The sequence below is a fragment of the Neobacillus sp. D3-1R genome, from assembly GCF_052180215.1.
Lineage (GTDB): Bacteria > Bacillota > Bacilli > Bacillales > Cytobacillaceae > Pseudoneobacillus.
Map to the genome: position 1 here is coordinate 3,137,046 of NZ_CP197471.1, position 15,703 is coordinate 3,152,748.

General features: G+C 34.1%; 19 protein-coding genes. 4 read left to right on the top strand and 15 right to left on the bottom strand.

What is annotated here, in order from left to right:
- Positions 1–82 precede the first annotated feature (82 nt).
- Positions 83–1,114, bottom strand: coding sequence for a DNA polymerase III subunit delta (holA, locus tag ACSBPO_RS16150; protein ID WP_442595052.1), 1,032 nt, complete (start codon positions 1,112–1,114; stop codon positions 83–85).
- Positions 1,115–1,515: 401 nt separating this feature from the next.
- Here holA and ACSBPO_RS16155 point away from each other — a divergent pair, with 401 nt between their 5' ends.
- Positions 1,516–1,650, top strand: coding sequence for a YqzM family protein (locus ACSBPO_RS16155; protein WP_442595054.1), 135 nt, complete (start codon positions 1,516–1,518; stop codon positions 1,648–1,650).
- A gap of 89 nt (positions 1,651–1,739) precedes the next feature.
- Here the strand turns inward: ACSBPO_RS16155 and ACSBPO_RS16160 are convergent, their stop codons facing one another.
- The 4 genes from ACSBPO_RS16160 to ACSBPO_RS16175 form a co-directional block, all read right to left on the bottom strand.
- Positions 1,740–4,049 carry a DNA internalization-related competence protein ComEC/Rec2 gene (locus ACSBPO_RS16160; protein WP_442595056.1) on the bottom strand — a complete coding sequence of 770 codons (2,310 nt, stop codon included), beginning with the start codon at positions 4,047–4,049 and terminating at the stop codon, positions 1,740–1,742.
- Positions 4,050–4,051: 2 nt separating this feature from the next.
- Entirely contained in the window at positions 4,052–4,507 is a 456-nt protein-coding gene (locus ACSBPO_RS16165) for a ComE operon protein 2 (RefSeq protein ID WP_442595058.1), read from the bottom strand.
- A 30-nt stretch (positions 4,508–4,537) separates the two neighbouring features.
- Positions 4,538–4,681: a hypothetical protein gene (locus ACSBPO_RS16170; protein WP_442595060.1), complete on the bottom strand. Its 144-nt coding sequence runs from the start codon at positions 4,679–4,681 to the stop codon at positions 4,538–4,540.
- A gap of 87 nt (positions 4,682–4,768) precedes the next feature.
- Entirely contained in the window at positions 4,769–5,368 is a 600-nt protein-coding gene (locus ACSBPO_RS16175) for a helix-hairpin-helix domain-containing protein (protein ID WP_442595062.1), read from the bottom strand.
- Between the two features lie 86 nt (positions 5,369–5,454).
- Between ACSBPO_RS16175 and comER the strand changes: the two genes are divergently transcribed.
- Positions 5,455–6,276 carry a late competence protein ComER gene (gene comER, locus ACSBPO_RS16180; RefSeq protein WP_442595064.1) on the top strand — a complete coding sequence of 274 codons (822 nt, stop codon included), beginning with the start codon at positions 5,455–5,457 and terminating at the stop codon, positions 6,274–6,276.
- An 81-nt stretch (positions 6,277–6,357) separates the two neighbouring features.
- On the opposite strand, the gene ACSBPO_RS16185 is transcribed toward comER, so the two are convergent.
- From ACSBPO_RS16185 to ACSBPO_RS16220, 8 genes are read right to left on the bottom strand one after another with little or no spacing between them, the layout of a single operon-like run.
- Entirely contained in the window at positions 6,358–7,110 is a 753-nt protein-coding gene (locus tag ACSBPO_RS16185) for a class I SAM-dependent DNA methyltransferase (protein WP_442595066.1), read from the bottom strand.
- Positions 7,107–7,463: a ribosome silencing factor gene (rsfS, locus tag ACSBPO_RS16190; RefSeq protein ID WP_442595068.1), complete on the bottom strand. Its 357-nt coding sequence runs from the start codon at positions 7,461–7,463 to the stop codon at positions 7,107–7,109. Before rsfS ends, ACSBPO_RS16185 begins: the two co-directional genes overlap by 4 nt.
- Complete coding sequence (gene yqeK, locus ACSBPO_RS16195; RefSeq protein WP_442595070.1) at positions 7,463–8,032, bottom strand: bis(5'-nucleosyl)-tetraphosphatase (symmetrical) YqeK; 570 nt, start codon at positions 8,030–8,032, stop codon at positions 7,463–7,465. Before yqeK ends, rsfS begins: the two co-directional genes overlap by 1 nt.
- Positions 8,019–8,591, bottom strand: a complete 573-nt coding sequence (locus ACSBPO_RS16200) for a nicotinate-nucleotide adenylyltransferase (RefSeq protein ID WP_442595072.1) — start codon at positions 8,589–8,591, stop codon at positions 8,019–8,021. The genes yqeK and ACSBPO_RS16200 overlap by 14 nt, the downstream gene beginning before the upstream one ends.
- 20 nt (positions 8,592–8,611) lie before the next feature.
- Positions 8,612–8,902, bottom strand: a complete 291-nt coding sequence (gene yhbY / locus ACSBPO_RS16205; RefSeq protein ID WP_442595074.1) for a ribosome assembly RNA-binding protein YhbY — start codon at positions 8,900–8,902, stop codon at positions 8,612–8,614.
- A complete protein-coding gene (gene aroE, locus ACSBPO_RS16210; protein ID WP_442595076.1) occupies positions 8,896–9,735 on the bottom strand; it encodes a shikimate dehydrogenase in 840 nt (279 codons plus the stop codon). The genes yhbY and aroE overlap by 7 nt, the downstream gene beginning before the upstream one ends.
- A 22-nt stretch (positions 9,736–9,757) precedes the next feature.
- Positions 9,758–10,864 carry a ribosome biogenesis GTPase YqeH gene (yqeH, locus tag ACSBPO_RS16215; protein WP_442595078.1) on the bottom strand — a complete coding sequence of 369 codons (1,107 nt, stop codon included), beginning with the start codon at positions 10,862–10,864 and terminating at the stop codon, positions 9,758–9,760.
- 2 nt (positions 10,865–10,866) lie between these two features.
- Positions 10,867–11,382 (bottom strand): YqeG family HAD IIIA-type phosphatase, encoded by a 516-nt coding sequence (locus ACSBPO_RS16220; protein WP_442595080.1) that lies wholly within the window; start codon positions 11,380–11,382, stop codon positions 10,867–10,869.
- Positions 11,383–11,860: 478 nt separating this feature from the next.
- Here ACSBPO_RS16220 and ACSBPO_RS16225 point away from each other — a divergent pair, with 478 nt between their 5' ends.
- Positions 11,861–12,001 (top strand): sporulation histidine kinase inhibitor Sda, encoded by a 141-nt coding sequence (locus tag ACSBPO_RS16225; RefSeq protein WP_377879026.1) that lies wholly within the window; start codon positions 11,861–11,863, stop codon positions 11,999–12,001.
- A 110-nt stretch (positions 12,002–12,111) separates the two neighbouring features.
- Here ACSBPO_RS16225 and ACSBPO_RS16230 read toward each other — a convergent pair whose 3' ends face one another.
- Complete coding sequence (locus tag ACSBPO_RS16230; protein ID WP_442595082.1) at positions 12,112–12,894, bottom strand: phosphatidylserine decarboxylase; 783 nt, start codon at positions 12,892–12,894, stop codon at positions 12,112–12,114.
- Positions 12,895–13,021: 127 nt separating this feature from the next.
- Between ACSBPO_RS16230 and pssA the strand changes: the two genes are divergently transcribed.
- Complete coding sequence (gene pssA, locus ACSBPO_RS16235; RefSeq protein ID WP_442595084.1) at positions 13,022–13,561, top strand: CDP-diacylglycerol--serine O-phosphatidyltransferase; 540 nt, start codon at positions 13,022–13,024, stop codon at positions 13,559–13,561.
- 310 nt (positions 13,562–13,871) lie between these two features.
- Here pssA and ACSBPO_RS16240 read toward each other — a convergent pair whose 3' ends face one another.
- Entirely contained in the window at positions 13,872–15,665 is a 1,794-nt protein-coding gene (locus ACSBPO_RS16240; protein ID WP_442595086.1) for a M3 family oligoendopeptidase, read from the bottom strand.
- Between the last annotated feature and the right edge of the window lie 38 nt (positions 15,666–15,703).

Here is a 15,703-nt window from a genome sequence, read left to right on the forward strand (position 1 = left end):
CGGATTGGCTTATGACCTCGAGGGGCTAGGCACTGAAGCTAGATTAAACGAGAATTAAAAAATGATCCCAATTCATTTGGGATCATTTTTTTTGGCTTAGGGTATTTAATTTAAACAGGATCATCTCAATAATCATGGTTTTATTTAATCCGCCTGTTTTCATCTGATAATCTGCTTCAGCAAAAAACAGCATCATTTGTTTTAATTCGTATTCAGAGAATAAATTAGCTTGTCCTGCAGCTATTTTCACTCTATATGGATGTTGCTTAATACTACCCGCAATTTGTTGTTGGCCATAACCTTTCCTAGCCATTTCCTTCACTTGATATATGAGACGGAATTGTCCAGCTAATAGCGCGAGGATTTTAATCGGTTCTTCATTTTGTTTAAGTAAATCATAATAAATCCGAAGAGCTTCTTCCGTTTTCCGATGGACTACTTTATCCACTAATTCAAAAATATTTTGTTCGAGTGTCTTTGATACTAGCTTTTCAACCGTATCAAGATGAATTCTATTCCCGTCTCCTACGTATAAAGACATTTTATCGATTTCATTTGTAAGTACAAATAAATTAGACCCTGCTATAGCCACCATTCTGTCTATTGCTTGTTCTTCGATTTCAACATGATTCGATTTCACCCGTTCTTTTATCCAATTTCGCAAGTCCTGGTCTACCATTTTTTTAGCTTCTGCATTTTCAGCTTTTCTTTTTAATTCCTTTGTTATTTTTTTTCGTTCATCCAATTTTTCATAAGGAGCTGAAAACACAACAATCGAATAGGGGGCTGGGTCATTAAGAAATTCCTCTAGTTTCGATAAATTATGTTCAACTTTTTCCTTTGTTTTTTCACTTGTTAAAAATACGGGGTTTTGTAAAATGATTAATTTTCTTTCACCCATAAATGGAAAAGTTTCTGCATCTTCTAGAGCCACTTCGATAGGGGTTTCTTCTAAATCATAGGTTGAAAGGTTAAAATCCTTTTCATCCTCATTTAGTACAGATTTTATTAACAATTGAATGGTCTCGTGGATAAGAAATGATTCCGTTCCATATAATAAATAAAGCTGTGAAAATTCCTTTTTCTTAATTTGCTTCCAAATGTTCATAATCATTTTTCATTATCTCCGTTCTTAAAATACCTCCATTATATCGTAATGAAGCTTGACCATTTTTACAAGTAGAACGAGGAATAGGACAGAACAAAATTAAAAGGGAATTGACACACCTATCATGTCAATTCCCGTTCTATATTAAACGCCGACATTTAAGGCCTAGGAACTTAACTGTCGACGGTATGTCATCTTAGTAAGTATAGTTTGTGCCTTTCCATAGAAAGTATTTGTGACAACTCTTGTCATTTATAGAAATGCTTTTTTGGAATAAGGTAAGAAAGAACCCGTAAAAGAAAACAATTTTTCAAATTTCCTAAAAAAGATCATAAAAAGCATTTTTAGGAATGTAGATTTTTTTTTTTGTTTAGCTTATACTATAAAGGAAATAGGAGGGGTAGACTGTGAATGAATTTGAAAAGGACGTTCAATACAAGCGTAACGACGCTTTAGATTCTGGAATGGGCTTTATCGTTTCTTTCGGTTTCTTTGCAACAATGTTTATTATTGCAACGGTCATTAAAGTTGTAGGATCTTAATTTAAAGGTCTACATAGAATTAATGTTTTGGGACTACATGATTACCATGTGGTCCTTTTATTTTTCCAGTCAATAAATTATACCTTATATTATGGTAAGACCGAGGAAAACGTTCCTCTTTCTCCTTCAAAATAATAAGAAATTCCACCACTGTTATCAGTTCTAATAATTTTGCTCCCCTCCTCTTCTAGTATCTTTAATACCTCCATATGTGGATGTCCAAAACCATTTTTTTCACCAACTGAAATAATGGAGTATTTTGGCTTTATTTGCTTGATAAAAGCCTCATAAGTAGAATTTCTACTGCCATGATGTCCTACTTTTAATACATCCACTTTGAGATTTGGAAACTTCTTAAGTATCGATCTTTCCCCTTCAATTCCCAAGTCACCTGTAAATAACCACTTTTTTCCTCCAATTTTAGAATAAATGACGATAGAGCCTTCATTTCTCTCCCCTATGAAATGATGAGGAGGAGATATAATCATAAATTTATTACGACGCACCTCCCAATTTACTCCTTCTGAAACATACAGTACTTCAATATTTAGTTTATTTGCTTCTTTAACGATTTCTTTTTCTAATGGAGATTTTACCATTGTCGACGGCAATAATATTTTTTTCACCTTTACTTCTTTTAATAAAACGAGGCTGCTTCCGATATGGTCCATATCACCATGGGTTAAAATAAGCAAATCCAATTGAGAAATTCCTTTTGCCTTTAAAAATGGTATGAGTACATCCTTACCCACATCAAAACTGTTCTTTCTCTGCTTCCAATCTGGAACTTTAAAAGGTATTTTCCCACCCGTATCAATTAAATAATTTCCTTGATTATTTGGAAGTTTAATCAAAATACTGTCACCTTGTCCAACGTCTATAAACGTTACTTCTCCTTCTGAATTAACAAAAGGTAAAAGGAGTTGAACAAATAAGACAAGCCATGGGAATAAAAGATGTAAACGAAGGCGTTGCTCTTTTTCCCATAATATAAAGGAAAAGATGATGCTTCCAATATAGAAGAATATAAGGGGATTTGAGGGTCTTCCTGTAATGAACCTAGTCCAAGAGAATTCAGAAATATATTCCGCGAGACAATTACTATGATCAGCTAAAAGTGTAAGGAAAAAAGCTAAGAAATGAAAACCATCTGTTGAGATAAACTGAATGAGAAAAAGTAATAGGACACCCGGTAAAAAAATAAAGGAGAAAAGAGGAATAAAAATAAAATTAGCCATTATAGAAAGTAAGGGTATTTCAAAGAAGTAATAAAGTAAAAACGGAAGGGCAGATACTTGCGATATATATGATATTAGTGCCATTTTTCCTACTGAAGAAGTATAGGTAGAAAGGATAGAGGTGGAGAGCAGTAAAGCTAGTGTAACGATAAAAGACAATTGAAAACCAATATGATAAATAACATATGGGTTTATAGTAATTAAAAATAAAAGTGAAATACTCAATCCATCGATCGATGTTAATTTTAATGAAAAATGATTGGTGAAAATTAAAATAAGCATAGCCATAATGACTGCTCGATTTACAGAAGGTGTTGCCCCAGTAACAATCGCATAAACGGGGAGGCAGAAGATTAAAATTTTAGATAATTTTTCTCTTACAGCACCTAATTTTATCCCTAAATAAAAGATAAAATTTATTAATAACGCCACGTGTAATCCTGAAATAGATATTAAATGGATAACACCTAATCTTTGGTAAGCTGTTAAGGTTTCTTCACTAAGAAGTTCACGTGTCCCAAAAATTAACGCTGCGGCTAATGGAGACAATTCTTTGGGAAAGTTTCTCTCAATTTGTGATATTCCTTTTAACCTTAATATTTTTATTCGATCTAGCAAGGAATACGAACTTTGTTTACAATTTGAAAAGTCCCAATTTGTAATTTGCAATTCCCAATAAATCTGCTTTTGCATTAAATAATCTTTGTAATTAAACGCATTTTGATTTCTCGGAACAGCTGGCGTTTGTAAATTTCCTGTAACGGGGCAAATATTTTCTATTAACAGTTTATTTTCTAGTTCTTTTTTTACGATTTGAGTGGGAATTTTATAAGTCAAAACAAGTTTTTCTTTTTTTTCTACATTTACTACAATCGCTTTAAAACGATCACCATCTATGTTTATTTCATCTGTAAATTGGATAAAAAATTGAGTTTGCAACGGAGATAAAGTGGAATGACTCGTTGAAATGGTAAAATAACCGATCATAAAGTAAAGAGTATAAAAAAGAAGCAGGATTACGATGAATTTTGGGTTTATTTTTTTTATTACCCATAACCCAAAAAGAAGAAGAAGGAATATGATTGTAGATGCTATTCCTTCAAATGCACTCATGAGGCCAAATAACGAAGAGACAGCTACAAAAATTAGCTTTGTTTTCATAGCTATTCTTCTAAGGATGAAATCGTTAACCCATTAAAAGGGACTTGTTCTGTTTTTACTCCCGCCTGCTTAAAGAGCTCAATTGCATAAGGATGATTTTTATAATCCTTTGCGTAATATACCGTTTTAATTCCAGCTTGAATAAGTGCTTTACAGCATTGAACACATGGATAATGGGTAACGTATATATCTGACCCTTCTGTCGGAACACCAAATTTAGCACATTGCAACAAGGCATTCATTTCTGCATGAACCGTTCTAATACAGTGGTTATCAATCACATAACATCCTTCATCAATACAATGTACACCACCGGCAATAGAACCATTATAGCCTCCTGCAATGATTCTTTTATCTCTAACAACGGTAGCACCTACCGTTAGTCTAGTACAGGTACTTCTTAAGGCTAATAAGTGACTTTGTGCCATAAAATATTGATTCCACGATATACGTTCCAAGGCTTGTCCCTCTTTTCTAATGATTACTCTTTAGAATTCTTTTATTAATTTTAATACGATTTTACTTTTAAAGAAAGCTGTTTTCGTATAGATTATGGTTTTTGTAAAAATCCCTAAAGCCGGATTTTTTACAGGCACTCTTAATAAATACTCAGCTCTTTTCTTCATTTTCATATGAGTTTAACACCCTATATGGTGAAGTGCCTATTTATTAGTTACAAAAAGCAACAAAGTTTCAGAAAAGAGCCTTAAAGAAAGTAGCTATTTAACAGAAATAGAGGACTCTAATTTTTCAAATGTCTTCTCTCCAATTCCACTTATCTCCTTAAGGTCTTCAATCGACTTAAATCCGCTATTTTTCTCTCGATATTCAATTATAGCAGTTGCTTTAGAAGGGCCGATGCCTGGTAATGTTTGTAGCTCTATTTCTGTCGCTTTATTGATATTAACTAAATTATTCCCTTTGATTTCCCCTTCGTTTTGGATCACCGCTCCTTCTTCTCCAATTTTCGGAACAAAAATAACCATTTCATCTGCGATATGTTGGGACAGGTTAACTTGATTTTGGTTTGCATCTTTTGTAAAACCACCCGCTTTACGAATAAGGTCCATTACCCTTTCCCCTTGAGTAGCATGGTAAACCCCTGGCTCTAAAACTTCACCTTTTACGTCTACCATGATATTTATCTCTATCTTTTCTTCATCCTTCACTTGCTCCTGTTCTTCAATTAGAGGAGTGACCTCTTGATTAAACGTGACTTCTTTTTTATTAGAAGAAAAGTAGTAAAAATATATACCTAAAATTGTTATTAGAAATATTAATATCATTTTAAATTTATGGATTTCCAACCAATCTTTCAAAACATTCATTCCTTTCAAATTGGTATAAAATTTTTGGATTGTTCATAATGTTATATGAGAAGCCTGCCGAAGGAGGGATTGGACAAATGAAGCTAGGGATTATTGGTACTGGTAATATGGGGAGAATTTTGACCGAGGCAATACTTGATTCAAATGCCGTTTCCCCTTCTTCAATGATCGTTACAAACCGAACATTAGAAAAAGCATTATTGCTTAAAGATACATATCCAGAAATAGTTGTGGAACTTACTGCAGCGGAAGTAGCAAAACAAACAGACCTATTATTTATTTGCGTGAAACCAAAAGAGGTTTATGGGGTTCTCCAGGATTTAAAGAAGGTTTTAAGGAAGGATCAATGTGTTGTAACCATTACAAGCCCAATTAGTGTTTCTCATTTAGAAAAAGAATTGGATTGTTCTGTTGCTCGAGCCATACCGAGTATAACGAACCGTGCCTTAGCCGGAGTTTCACTTTTATCATTTGGAGTAAATTGCTCACAGAAATGGAAAGAGGACCTATGGAAGTTGTTGGAGAAAATTTCAGTACCATTAGAAATTGAAAATAATATAACAAGGGTATCTTCAGATATAGTAAGCTGTGGTCCAGCCTTTTTTAGCTATTTACTGCAGAGGTTTATTAATGCAGCAACCAAAGAAACGGATATCGATCAACAAACAGCCACTAAATTGGCGAGTGAAATGATCATTGGATTAGGTGAGCTAATCAAGCAAGGGCATTATACTTTACCTACATTACAAGAAAAAGTCATTGTAAAAGGCGGAATCACTGGGGAAGGTATAAAGGTGCTAGAGGCTGAATTAGGGGATATATTTGAGCATTTATTTCAGGCAACCCACCTTAAATTTGATGAGGATTTAGCTTCTGTTGAACAGCAGTTTACAAAATAATTATTCGATAAAGCTAAAGAATTATCCTGCTTATAAGAGAAAAAAAGGAGCTGACATAACTGTCAACTCCTTTTTATAAGGTTATTTTTTTTTCGCAATAAAAAGTATTCTTTCTGTATGTCCAGTGACTGCTTTGTCTTCAAGATCACCTAAAATGTGAAGTGCTTCGAACCCCGTTTGTTCTAACCATTTTTTATATTGATTTATCGAATAAGTCCGCTGAAAGTGAAATTCCTCAACACGTTCATATCTTTCCTTTAATTGATTATCTTTTACAAAAAAGGTAAGCTCGTGCTCCACACTAAATGGATATTCCCCTTCAAAGCAATTCCAAATATAGCAAATATCATCCTCTATATAAGTAAAAGTTTGATTTTTAAATATTTCCTCCATTTTATATTCAGAATGGACGTCAAAAAGAAACAACCCATTATCTTCTAAATGTGATGCAACTCCCTCAAACGTTTTGATTACCTCTTGCTCGTTTGATAGATAATTTAAGGAATCACAAAAAATAGTGATAAGATCAAACTGTCCAAGCCCTTCTAACTCAGCCATATTTTGTTGGAAATAGGGGATTTTCAGCCCTTCTGCATCGGATTTTTCTTTTGCAACGGCTAACATATCTTCTGATAAATCTATTCCTGTTACATCATAGTCTTCCATGGCAAAACGACAAGATAATTCCCCTGTACCACAGGCAATATCCAATAGCCTTGAACCCCTAACTTGATATTTTTGCTTATACCTGGCTGTTATTTCAAGCCATTTTTCATAGGGTATATCCTGCATTAATTGATCGTACAGGTAAGCAAATTTACCATAAGAGGTCATTGTAATGACTCACTTCTTAAATCAACGGTTGGGGCATCTCCCCATAAACGCTCAAGATTATAGTAACTTCTTTCATCTTTATGGAAGATATGAGCGACAACATCCCCTAGATCAACAAGGACCCATTTAGCTTCATCAAACCCTTCCATTCTCTTAACGGTAAAGCCATTTTCTTCTGCTTTTTCTTGAATCTCTTTTGCAATAGCTTGGACCTGTTTATCAGAATTTCCGTGACATATTAAAAAATAATCAGTAATAATAGAAATTCCTTTCATATTCAGTACGATAATATCCTCAGCAATTTTATCATCTGCTGCTTTGTACACGACATTTAATAAATTTTGATTATTCATTATTCAACCTCCTGTTTTTTTACAAGGTCGTTAAAGGTAAAGAATGTTTCAGGAAAGATGGGCTGCTTTTTCTTCATTAAAAACACAATTGTATTGTGAATTGCTTTAATCAGAGCATCATCTAAGCTTATTTTTGCCAATTCTCTTACCTCTTCAACCCCTGGAAAATGACGGCCTGGCTCAATGTAGTCTGCTACATAAATTATTTTTTCCAATAAAGTCATATTGGGTCTGCCAGATGTATGATAACGGATAGCATTTAATATTTCTATATCCGTTAACCCTACTTCCTTTTCTACTAAGTATGCCCCAACAGGTGCATGCCATAATTCTTGATTAAATATAAGCAGATTAGGATCTAACTGTTGATTAACAATTATTTGTTTCATTTCATCTTTAGGACGAAACTTAGCATAATCATGAAAGATGGCAGCTATCTCTGCCTTTTTGGGGTCAGCAGAATATCGTTCAGCTAGCGTTATGGCAGTCTCCATTACACCAATCGTATGTATGTATCTATGCTCTGTCAGTTGTTTTTTAACCAAAGCAAGAGCTTCATTTCGATCCATATAAATGGTTCTCCTTTATATAAATTCTAACAGACTCTGGAAGTAAGTATCGAATCGTTTCTTTATTAGCAATTCGATTTCTTATCATCTTAGATGAAATATCGATTAATGGTGCTTCTACATGAATAATTGGAAATTTTGACTCAGTAGTATACCCAGGTCTTTTCACACCAACAAATCGAACAAGTTGAACTAGTTCATCTATTTTGTACCATTTTGGTAAATATTCAATCATATCTGCACCAATAATAAAGTAAAATTCATGATTCGGATATTGCTTACTTAAAATCTCCATTGTCTCAATCGTATAGGAAGGTCCATTTCGTCTAAATTCGATCGTTTCAATTCGAAAAAGAGGATGACTTTCAGTTGCTATTTCTAACATTTGCAATCGTTCCTCAGTGGTTGTCGAACTAGTCTTTACCTTATGTGGCGGTATTTGGTTTGGTAAAAACCATACCGCATCTAAGTTTAATCCGCTCGCAACTTCATTCGCCATAATTAGATGACCAAAATGAGGAGGGTCAAAAGTACCACCTAAAATTCCTATCTTCTTCATGCGCCTCCTCCTTCCTCCAATTAAGGTAATTGAATTTGTTTATTTTCAGTTGATTCCTTGTACAGCACGATCGTATTACCAATAACTTGTACTAATTCGGCTTTTGCTCCTGTGCTTAATTTTTCAGCAACGCTATCTTTATCTTCTTCACAGTTTTGTAATACACTTACCTTTATTAATTCACGAGCTTCAAGAACATCATCGATTTGCTTAATCATATTTTCATTTACTCCACCTTTTCCTACTTGGAAAATTGGATTTAAGTGATGTGCTTTCGATCTTAAATATCTTTTTTGTTTACCTGTTAACATTTGGTACCTCCTAGTTGTTCCATAACAATTTGTTTCATTCGACTAATATCAGGTGTAATTCCTGTCCAATACTGAAAAGCTAATGCACCTTGATGGACAAACATATCTATCCCATTTTGAACAATGGCTTTTTTCTTTTTTGCTTCACTTAATAAAAAAGTCTCGAGAGGATTATAAATAATATCACTCACAATACTACTTTCCCTAAGAAAGTTAATGGAGAGTGGTAATTGACTCATATTTGGGGACATTCCTATATTTGTTGTCTGAATAATAACCCCATAATGCGATAATTTATTTTCCGCCTGCTCCAATGATAAAGCTTCAGATGTTATCTGATATGGACAAGTCTCGATTAGATGAGTGGCCTTTTCAACTGTTCGATTACAGATATCCATCCCTTTAACTCCTGTTTTCGCTAGCGTGTAGTAAATAGCTCTAGCTGCCCCACCTGCACCGATGATTAATATTTTTTGATTAACAAAATCACTCGTTAAAGAAGCAAGTCCCTTCATAAATCCTAATCCATCTGTATTATAACCAACTAATTTTCCATTCTGATTGACAACCGTATTTACAGCCCCAATATCACTTGCAAGGGGGTCGATTTCATCTAAAAATGCCATAATCTCTGTCTTATGTGGAATTGTTACATTAAAGCCTGAAATTCCAATCGCTTTCAAGCCTTTAATAGCAGCTTCTAAATTTTCCTTTTTAACCAATAAAGGTTGATAATGGGCATCAATGGAATAATATTGAAACAAGTCATTATGCATTTGTGGTGACATCGAGTGAGCTATCGGATCACCAATGACAGCAAATAGCTCCTTCATCCAGCTTCATCTCCACTTCAAGTTATATAATGGATTTTCTTAGAATGACTTGTACTCCTTTTGGTACGTAAGCTGCAACCTGTACACCTGCTTCGTTCACTGTTATCCAACCAAGTCCTGAAAAAACGATATCCGTTTTATCCTCTTTTATCGTAAATTCATGTCTGACTAATTCCGGGAATGAATCGAGCTGATTTTGTCTAGGCGGCGTTAACATTTCACCAACATGATTTTGGTAAAGCTCAGTTGCATTTTCCAGCTTTGTTCGATGAATAAGTAACTCATTAGAAATATAAGTAACAAAGGATTTCCTTCCACCTTTGATATAATCAAATCTTGCTAATCCACCAAAAAAGAGGGTTTGTCCTTCATTTAACTGATATACTTTTGGCTTAATTTCCTTTTTAGGGGTAATGATCTTTAAATCTTGTTTATCAACAAAATGAGCCATTTGGTGATGGTTAATAATCCCTGGAGTATCTATTAAAGACTTATCATCATCCAAAGGAATTTTAATAATATCTAAAGTCGTTCCTGGAAAATGTGATGTCGTAATTACATCCCCTGTACCCGTCACTTCCTTAATAATTCGGTTAATAAAAGTAGACTTTCCTACATTTGTACAACCTACGATATATACATCTTGATCCTGTCTAAGCTGATCAATAGCAGCTGCTGTTTCCTTAATAAAATGCCCTTTTGCTGCACTTACTAGAAAAACTTCTTCTGGTTTTAATCCTAGTTGTTTTGCTTCTTGTTTCATCCAGTTGATTACTTTATTTGGTTTTACTGATTTCGGTAACAGATCCACTTTATTACCAATTAAAACGACCTTATTATTTCCGACAAACCGATGTAATCCAGGAAGCCAACTTCCGTTAAAATCAAAAATATCTACGATTTTTACGATTAAACCCTTGCTTTTTCCGATTTCATTTAAGATTTTCAAAAAATCGTCATCTGTAAGATGTACATCTTGTATTTCATTATAATGTTTTAAGCGGAAACAACGTTGACAAATAATATGTTCCTTTTCTAATGCCGACGGGGGTGCATATCCTAACTCATCAACATTCTCCGTCTGAATATGTACGCCACAGCCAACGCAAATATATTGTTCGTTACTCACTTTTATTCCTCCCAATGAATCATGCCCTTTTTCCGAAACCAATTCAGTATTCTTCGTTCTACTTGACGGTTGAATTTCGTTATTAATCCATCCGTCTTGGCAACTGGGACAACTAGAATCGTGTGAAATCCTCCCCTATTTCCACCTAGAACATCGGTTAATAACTGATCTCCGATTACCACTGTTTCTTGTTTTTCAAGCCCCATTTGTTGCAAAGCACGATAAAAAGCACGTCTCAATGGTTTTCTAGCTTCATATATATAAGGAATATTTAAGGGGTCTGAGAAAGCCTTAACACGTAGTTCTTTATTATTCGATACAATCGTCACAGCAATATTACTTTTTTTCATATTTTCAAACCAACTTACTAATTTAGGAGTAGCAAGTGGCCGGTCCCATTCGACTAATGTATTATCTAAGTCTGTAATAATCCCTTTAATCCCTTTTTCCTTTAAGGATTCGGGAGTAATTTCAAAAATACTTTTCACATGCTGATCAGGCAAAAAATTTTTTATCAATTCATATACACCTCATTATTTCTGCTCATTAACTTATCTATCATAACCAATTTTATCTATAGTTTCAAAATAAACCTTCATTATTTATCTTTTACAATATAAAGGAAAGCATAAGTGAATAATTTTCAGATCTTAATACGAAAGGACAAACAATTTAGAAATTACTTGAAATTTTATCAATCATTGTTGCAATTTGTAGAAAAATAGGAATAAAATAAAAATTTTTCGACAAAACTTTTCACTATTCAACACTGTGGATAACTTTATACACATGATACACATTAGTTTATTCTATATTTATCCAGTTTATAAACAAATTAACCACAGGTTATCCACGGTTTATTGTGGATAAGAGAACGATTGTTCTTATTGGATAAATTTGATAGATTAATAATACACCTAAGGACAACCTACTATATTATGATTAATGTTTCCTCGTTAGAACCTTTTCACTAAAATTTAGGAGGTGGATGCTGACATGCGTAAATTGTCAGATGAGCTATTAATTGAATCCTATTTTAAGGCAAGAGAACTAAATCTCAGTCTAGATTTTATTCGCCTCATAGAACTTGAAATTCACCGTCGATCCCTTACCAATAAAATAAAGGTTATTTCCTAATTAACACCTTAAGCCCTCAGAGCTGTCAATTTTTATTTATTACAGTTCTAGAGGGAATTTTTTTAAAAAAGTTACAAAAAGCACACTTTCACTTTGCACCTTTATTAAATTTACAAACAGATTTCTCCTATTTTTTCTCCCATTTTTATTGGATATGGCGTTTTAATGGATGGAAGTAAGGAAAAGTGGTTCTCTTGAAATAAAAGAATAACAGTTGAGCCGAAAGTAAAATAAGCAAGTTCTTGCCCTTTACTTAAATGTTCATTAGGATGGGTAAGCTCAATCGAATTGACAAACATTGCTCCAACCTTTACAACTGCCAATTGATTGTTTACGATATCGACTTCAGTTATAGAACGATAGTTTTTCGATAAAGGATACTTCCCGTATTTTAAACCCCATTTATTTACTGGATAAGATTTACTGCCAAGCTCCCATTGGTCTTTTACTTTACCATTTACTGGGGAGTGAATACGGTGATAATGACTTGGACTTAAATAAAAAACCATATATGTACCATTTATATAAGGCGTTGCTTTCTCCAAACTTCCTAACATCTCAGAGATAGAATAAATTTTCCCTTTGACCTTTACTACAGCATTCGGTTGAATATTCCCAATATCCTCGATAATCGCATCCACTGGGCTCGTCACCGATAATTCGTCTGTATGGATTGGCCGTGCGTCTTCTTTTAATTTTCTTATAAAAAAGTCATGCAGGGTTGGAAAACTTTTCAAAGGGTTTGCCATTTCAATTGTATTAATTTTATAAGTTTTAGCAAAGGAAGGAATTAAAAATTTACTTATATGAGATCGTGTAAATTTTTTTAAAACTCTAGATGACCATTTTCCATTGGTTAGCTCGATCATTAGTCTATAAACGTTTTTTAACAATGTATATACCTCCAAAAGGTTGTGAAATGCTCTTTACGGATGTTCATAAAACACTTAGAATAAAATAATATTATAAGAAGTGATATTTTTGTATGGATCCATTCCTAATTGAGAAAGGAGTGAAAAAGTGTTCCTATCAAATGTGTTTGACCAAACAATAAAGAAGTTAAAAGCACAAACTGCCAATGTTCTAACCTTGATTAATTTGTCTTTAGGTGGATTTGCCATTATTTTCACTATTCATGGTAATTTTAACTTAAGCTTACTTTTAATCTTTATTGCTGCATTAGCTGATCGTTTTGATGGTATGGTCGCAAGAAAATTTAATATCGAGTCAGAACTTGGTAAACAATTAGATTCCATGTGTGATATTATATCATTTGGAGTCGCACCTGCACTATTATTGTACCAAGGAATTTTACATGAATTTGGCGGCCCAGGTTCATTCTTTACTGTTTTTTTTATTGGATGTGGAGCTTTTAGACTTGCCCGTTTCAATATATCCGAAAACAATGGCTACTTTACAGGCCTACCTATTACTGCTGCTGGTTGTCTAGCCACTTTAAGCTACCTATTCTATCCTTACGTTCCATCCCAAATATTCCTGTTTATCATTATTATCCTTGCTTTTTTAATGGTTAGTCCATTTAAACTAAAAAAAGTATAACATAAGAACAAAAAGCGCAAGCGCCTTGAACATTGAAAAAAGAAGTTCATTTTTTCCCTGCCCCGACAAGCAAATGTTCTCTAGTGTAAGAAGTCTGAACTTCGACTTCTTACACTAGAGGTTATTTGACCAAGGAAGAAGTGATTTATCTTCTTCCCTCGAGGGGCTAGGCAGGAAGAAATGAAGTACTTTCTTCCCTGCTGGAGCTGGATTACGAAAACTTCGTCTATATTTATCCACAAATTTAAATTTCATTATTTTTAAAACAAGAAAACACATCCCTAGTTTTAAGAGATGTGTTTTCTTTATGTTATTTCGTTAATTCAAGGAAATCTTCAACATCTTTCACACATAATTTTACTGCTGCTTCCCAGAAGTCTCGCTTAGTTAAATCCACATTTAAATGTTTCTTCGCTAAGTCTTCAACTGTCATACTTGCCGTATCCTTTAATAAAGCAATATATTTATCTTCGTATCCTTTTCCTTCTTCTATTGCTTTAGAATATATTCCTAATGAGAATAAATAACCAAAGGTATATGGGAAGTTATAGAATGGAACTCCTGTTAAGTAAAAATGAAGCTTAGATGCCCAGAATAATGGATGATATTCCTCTAATCCATCTGCATAAGCCTCTTTTTGAGCCTGCAGCATCAATTCATTTAATCTTTCTGTACTTACCATTCCTGACTTTCTTTCTTCATAAAACTTAGTTTCAAATAAGAAACGTGAGTGGATATTCATTAATAGTGCCACTGAACGCTGTACCTTATCTTCTAGTAACGCAACTTTTTCCTCTTTCGTTTTCGCGTTTTTGACTGATGCATCTGCTAGAATCATTTCAGCAAAAGTAGAGGCTGTTTCAGCAACATTCATTGCGTAATTACGATTTAATGTATGTAAATCTCTCATCGCGTACGTATGGAAGCCATGGCCCAATTCATGAGCCAATGTTGATATATTAGATGGTGTTCCGGAATAGGTCATAAAAATTCGTGATTGACCTGATTCTGGGAAGTAGGTATGGAAGCCACCTGGTCTTTTTCCAGCACGATCTTCGGCTTCAATCCATCTATCCTCAAATGCCATCTTAGCAAACTTTGTTTTTTCCTCTCCGAATTGAGCAAAATGTTCAAGGATAAACTCTGCTCCTTCTTGATAGGATAATTTTGTCTCACTGTTACCTATTGGGGCATCGAGGTCATACCAACTTAATTTTTCTACACCTAAAAGTTCTGCTTTACGTTTCATATATTCAACCAGAGGTTGTTTATAATCTGAAATAACCTCCCACATGGTTTCCAAAGTCTTTCTGCTCATTCTGTTCATATCAAGTGATTCCTTCAATGTGTCTTCCCAACCGCGTTGTTTATACACATTTAAACGGAAACCAGCTAAATGATTTAACGTTTTGGAAAGAAGTTCAGCTTTTTCTCCCCATGATGCTTCCCAGTTTTCAAAAACGTTCTTTCTTACTTGACGATCTGAACTAGAGAATTTATTAGAAGCCTGCCCTACTGAAAGGAGCTTTTCGCCATCTTCATCCTTAAAAGGAATATGTATGGACCCAACAATTAAGTCATACATCTGTCCCCAGCTATGATATCCATCTACACTAAGGGAATTAATTAATTTTTCCTCTTCTTTTGAGAGCTTTTCGTTTGCACGATTTCGGCGCTCTGATAGGACAAATGACAATTCTGCCAGTCTTTCATCCTTTAGGATGGTTTGCCAATCTTCCTCACTAAACGAAATTAATCTTTCATCAAAGTCAGTTAAAATAGATTGAAAGGACGCGCTTAAACCTGTCACACGAGAGCGAAGTTCATTTGCCTTTTTATCAGCCATGTTTTGAGCCTCTAAACAGCTTACAAAAGCTCCTTCTTGTCGAACAGCCTTTGTAACAGTTTGAAACTGTTTAAGTAAGTCTATAAGAATAACAATATGTTCTTCCGTTGTAGTACCCTTCCAATTCTTCACACTTTCTTTAAAGCTATTTAACTTCTCATTTGTTTCAGCAAGATGTGCTTGAAACTCTGGTGAATTACTTCCTCCATTAAAAAATACGTCTAAATCCCAAACAGCCGAATAAGTTGTGGCAGTCATGGATATCCCCCCCTATTTAAATACTCTATTATTATAAT

What these genes read in the sequence shown, in the direction of transcription:
- rsfS (WP_442595068.1), bottom strand. Translation starts at nt 7,463, where the DNA reads ATGAATAATCAAAATTTATTAAATGTCGTGTACAAAGCAGCAGATGAT.
- ACSBPO_RS16225 (WP_377879026.1), top strand. Translation starts at nt 11,861, where the DNA reads ATGCGTAAATTGTCAGATGAGCTATTAATTGAATCCTATTTTAAGGCA.
- holA (WP_442595052.1), bottom strand. Translation starts at nt 1,114, where the DNA reads ATGATTATGAACATTTGGAAGCAAATTAAGAAAAAGGAATTTTCACAG.
- ACSBPO_RS16160 (WP_442595056.1), bottom strand. Translation starts at nt 4,049, where the DNA reads ATGAAAACAAAGCTAATTTTTGTAGCTGTCTCTTCGTTATTTGGCCTC.
- yhbY (WP_442595074.1), bottom strand. Translation starts at nt 8,902, where the DNA reads ATGTTAACAGGTAAACAAAAAAGATATTTAAGATCGAAAGCACATCAC.
- comER (WP_442595064.1), top strand. Translation starts at nt 5,455, where the DNA reads ATGAAGCTAGGGATTATTGGTACTGGTAATATGGGGAGAATTTTGACC.
- ACSBPO_RS16200 (WP_442595072.1), bottom strand. Translation starts at nt 8,591, where the DNA reads ATGAAGAAGATAGGAATTTTAGGTGGTACTTTTGACCCTCCTCATTTT.
- aroE (WP_442595076.1), bottom strand. Translation starts at nt 9,735, where the DNA reads ATGAAGGAGCTATTTGCTGTCATTGGTGATCCGATAGCTCACTCGATG.
- ACSBPO_RS16185 (WP_442595066.1), bottom strand. Translation starts at nt 7,110, where the DNA reads ATGACCTCTTATGGTAAATTTGCTTACCTGTACGATCAATTAATGCAG.
- yqeK (WP_442595070.1), bottom strand. Translation starts at nt 8,032, where the DNA reads ATGGATCGAAATGAAGCTCTTGCTTTGGTTAAAAAACAACTGACAGAG.
- ACSBPO_RS16170 (WP_442595060.1), bottom strand. Translation starts at nt 4,681, where the DNA reads ATGAAAATGAAGAAAAGAGCTGAGTATTTATTAAGAGTGCCTGTAAAA.
- ACSBPO_RS16240 (WP_442595086.1), bottom strand. Translation starts at nt 15,665, where the DNA reads ATGACTGCCACAACTTATTCGGCTGTTTGGGATTTAGACGTATTTTTT.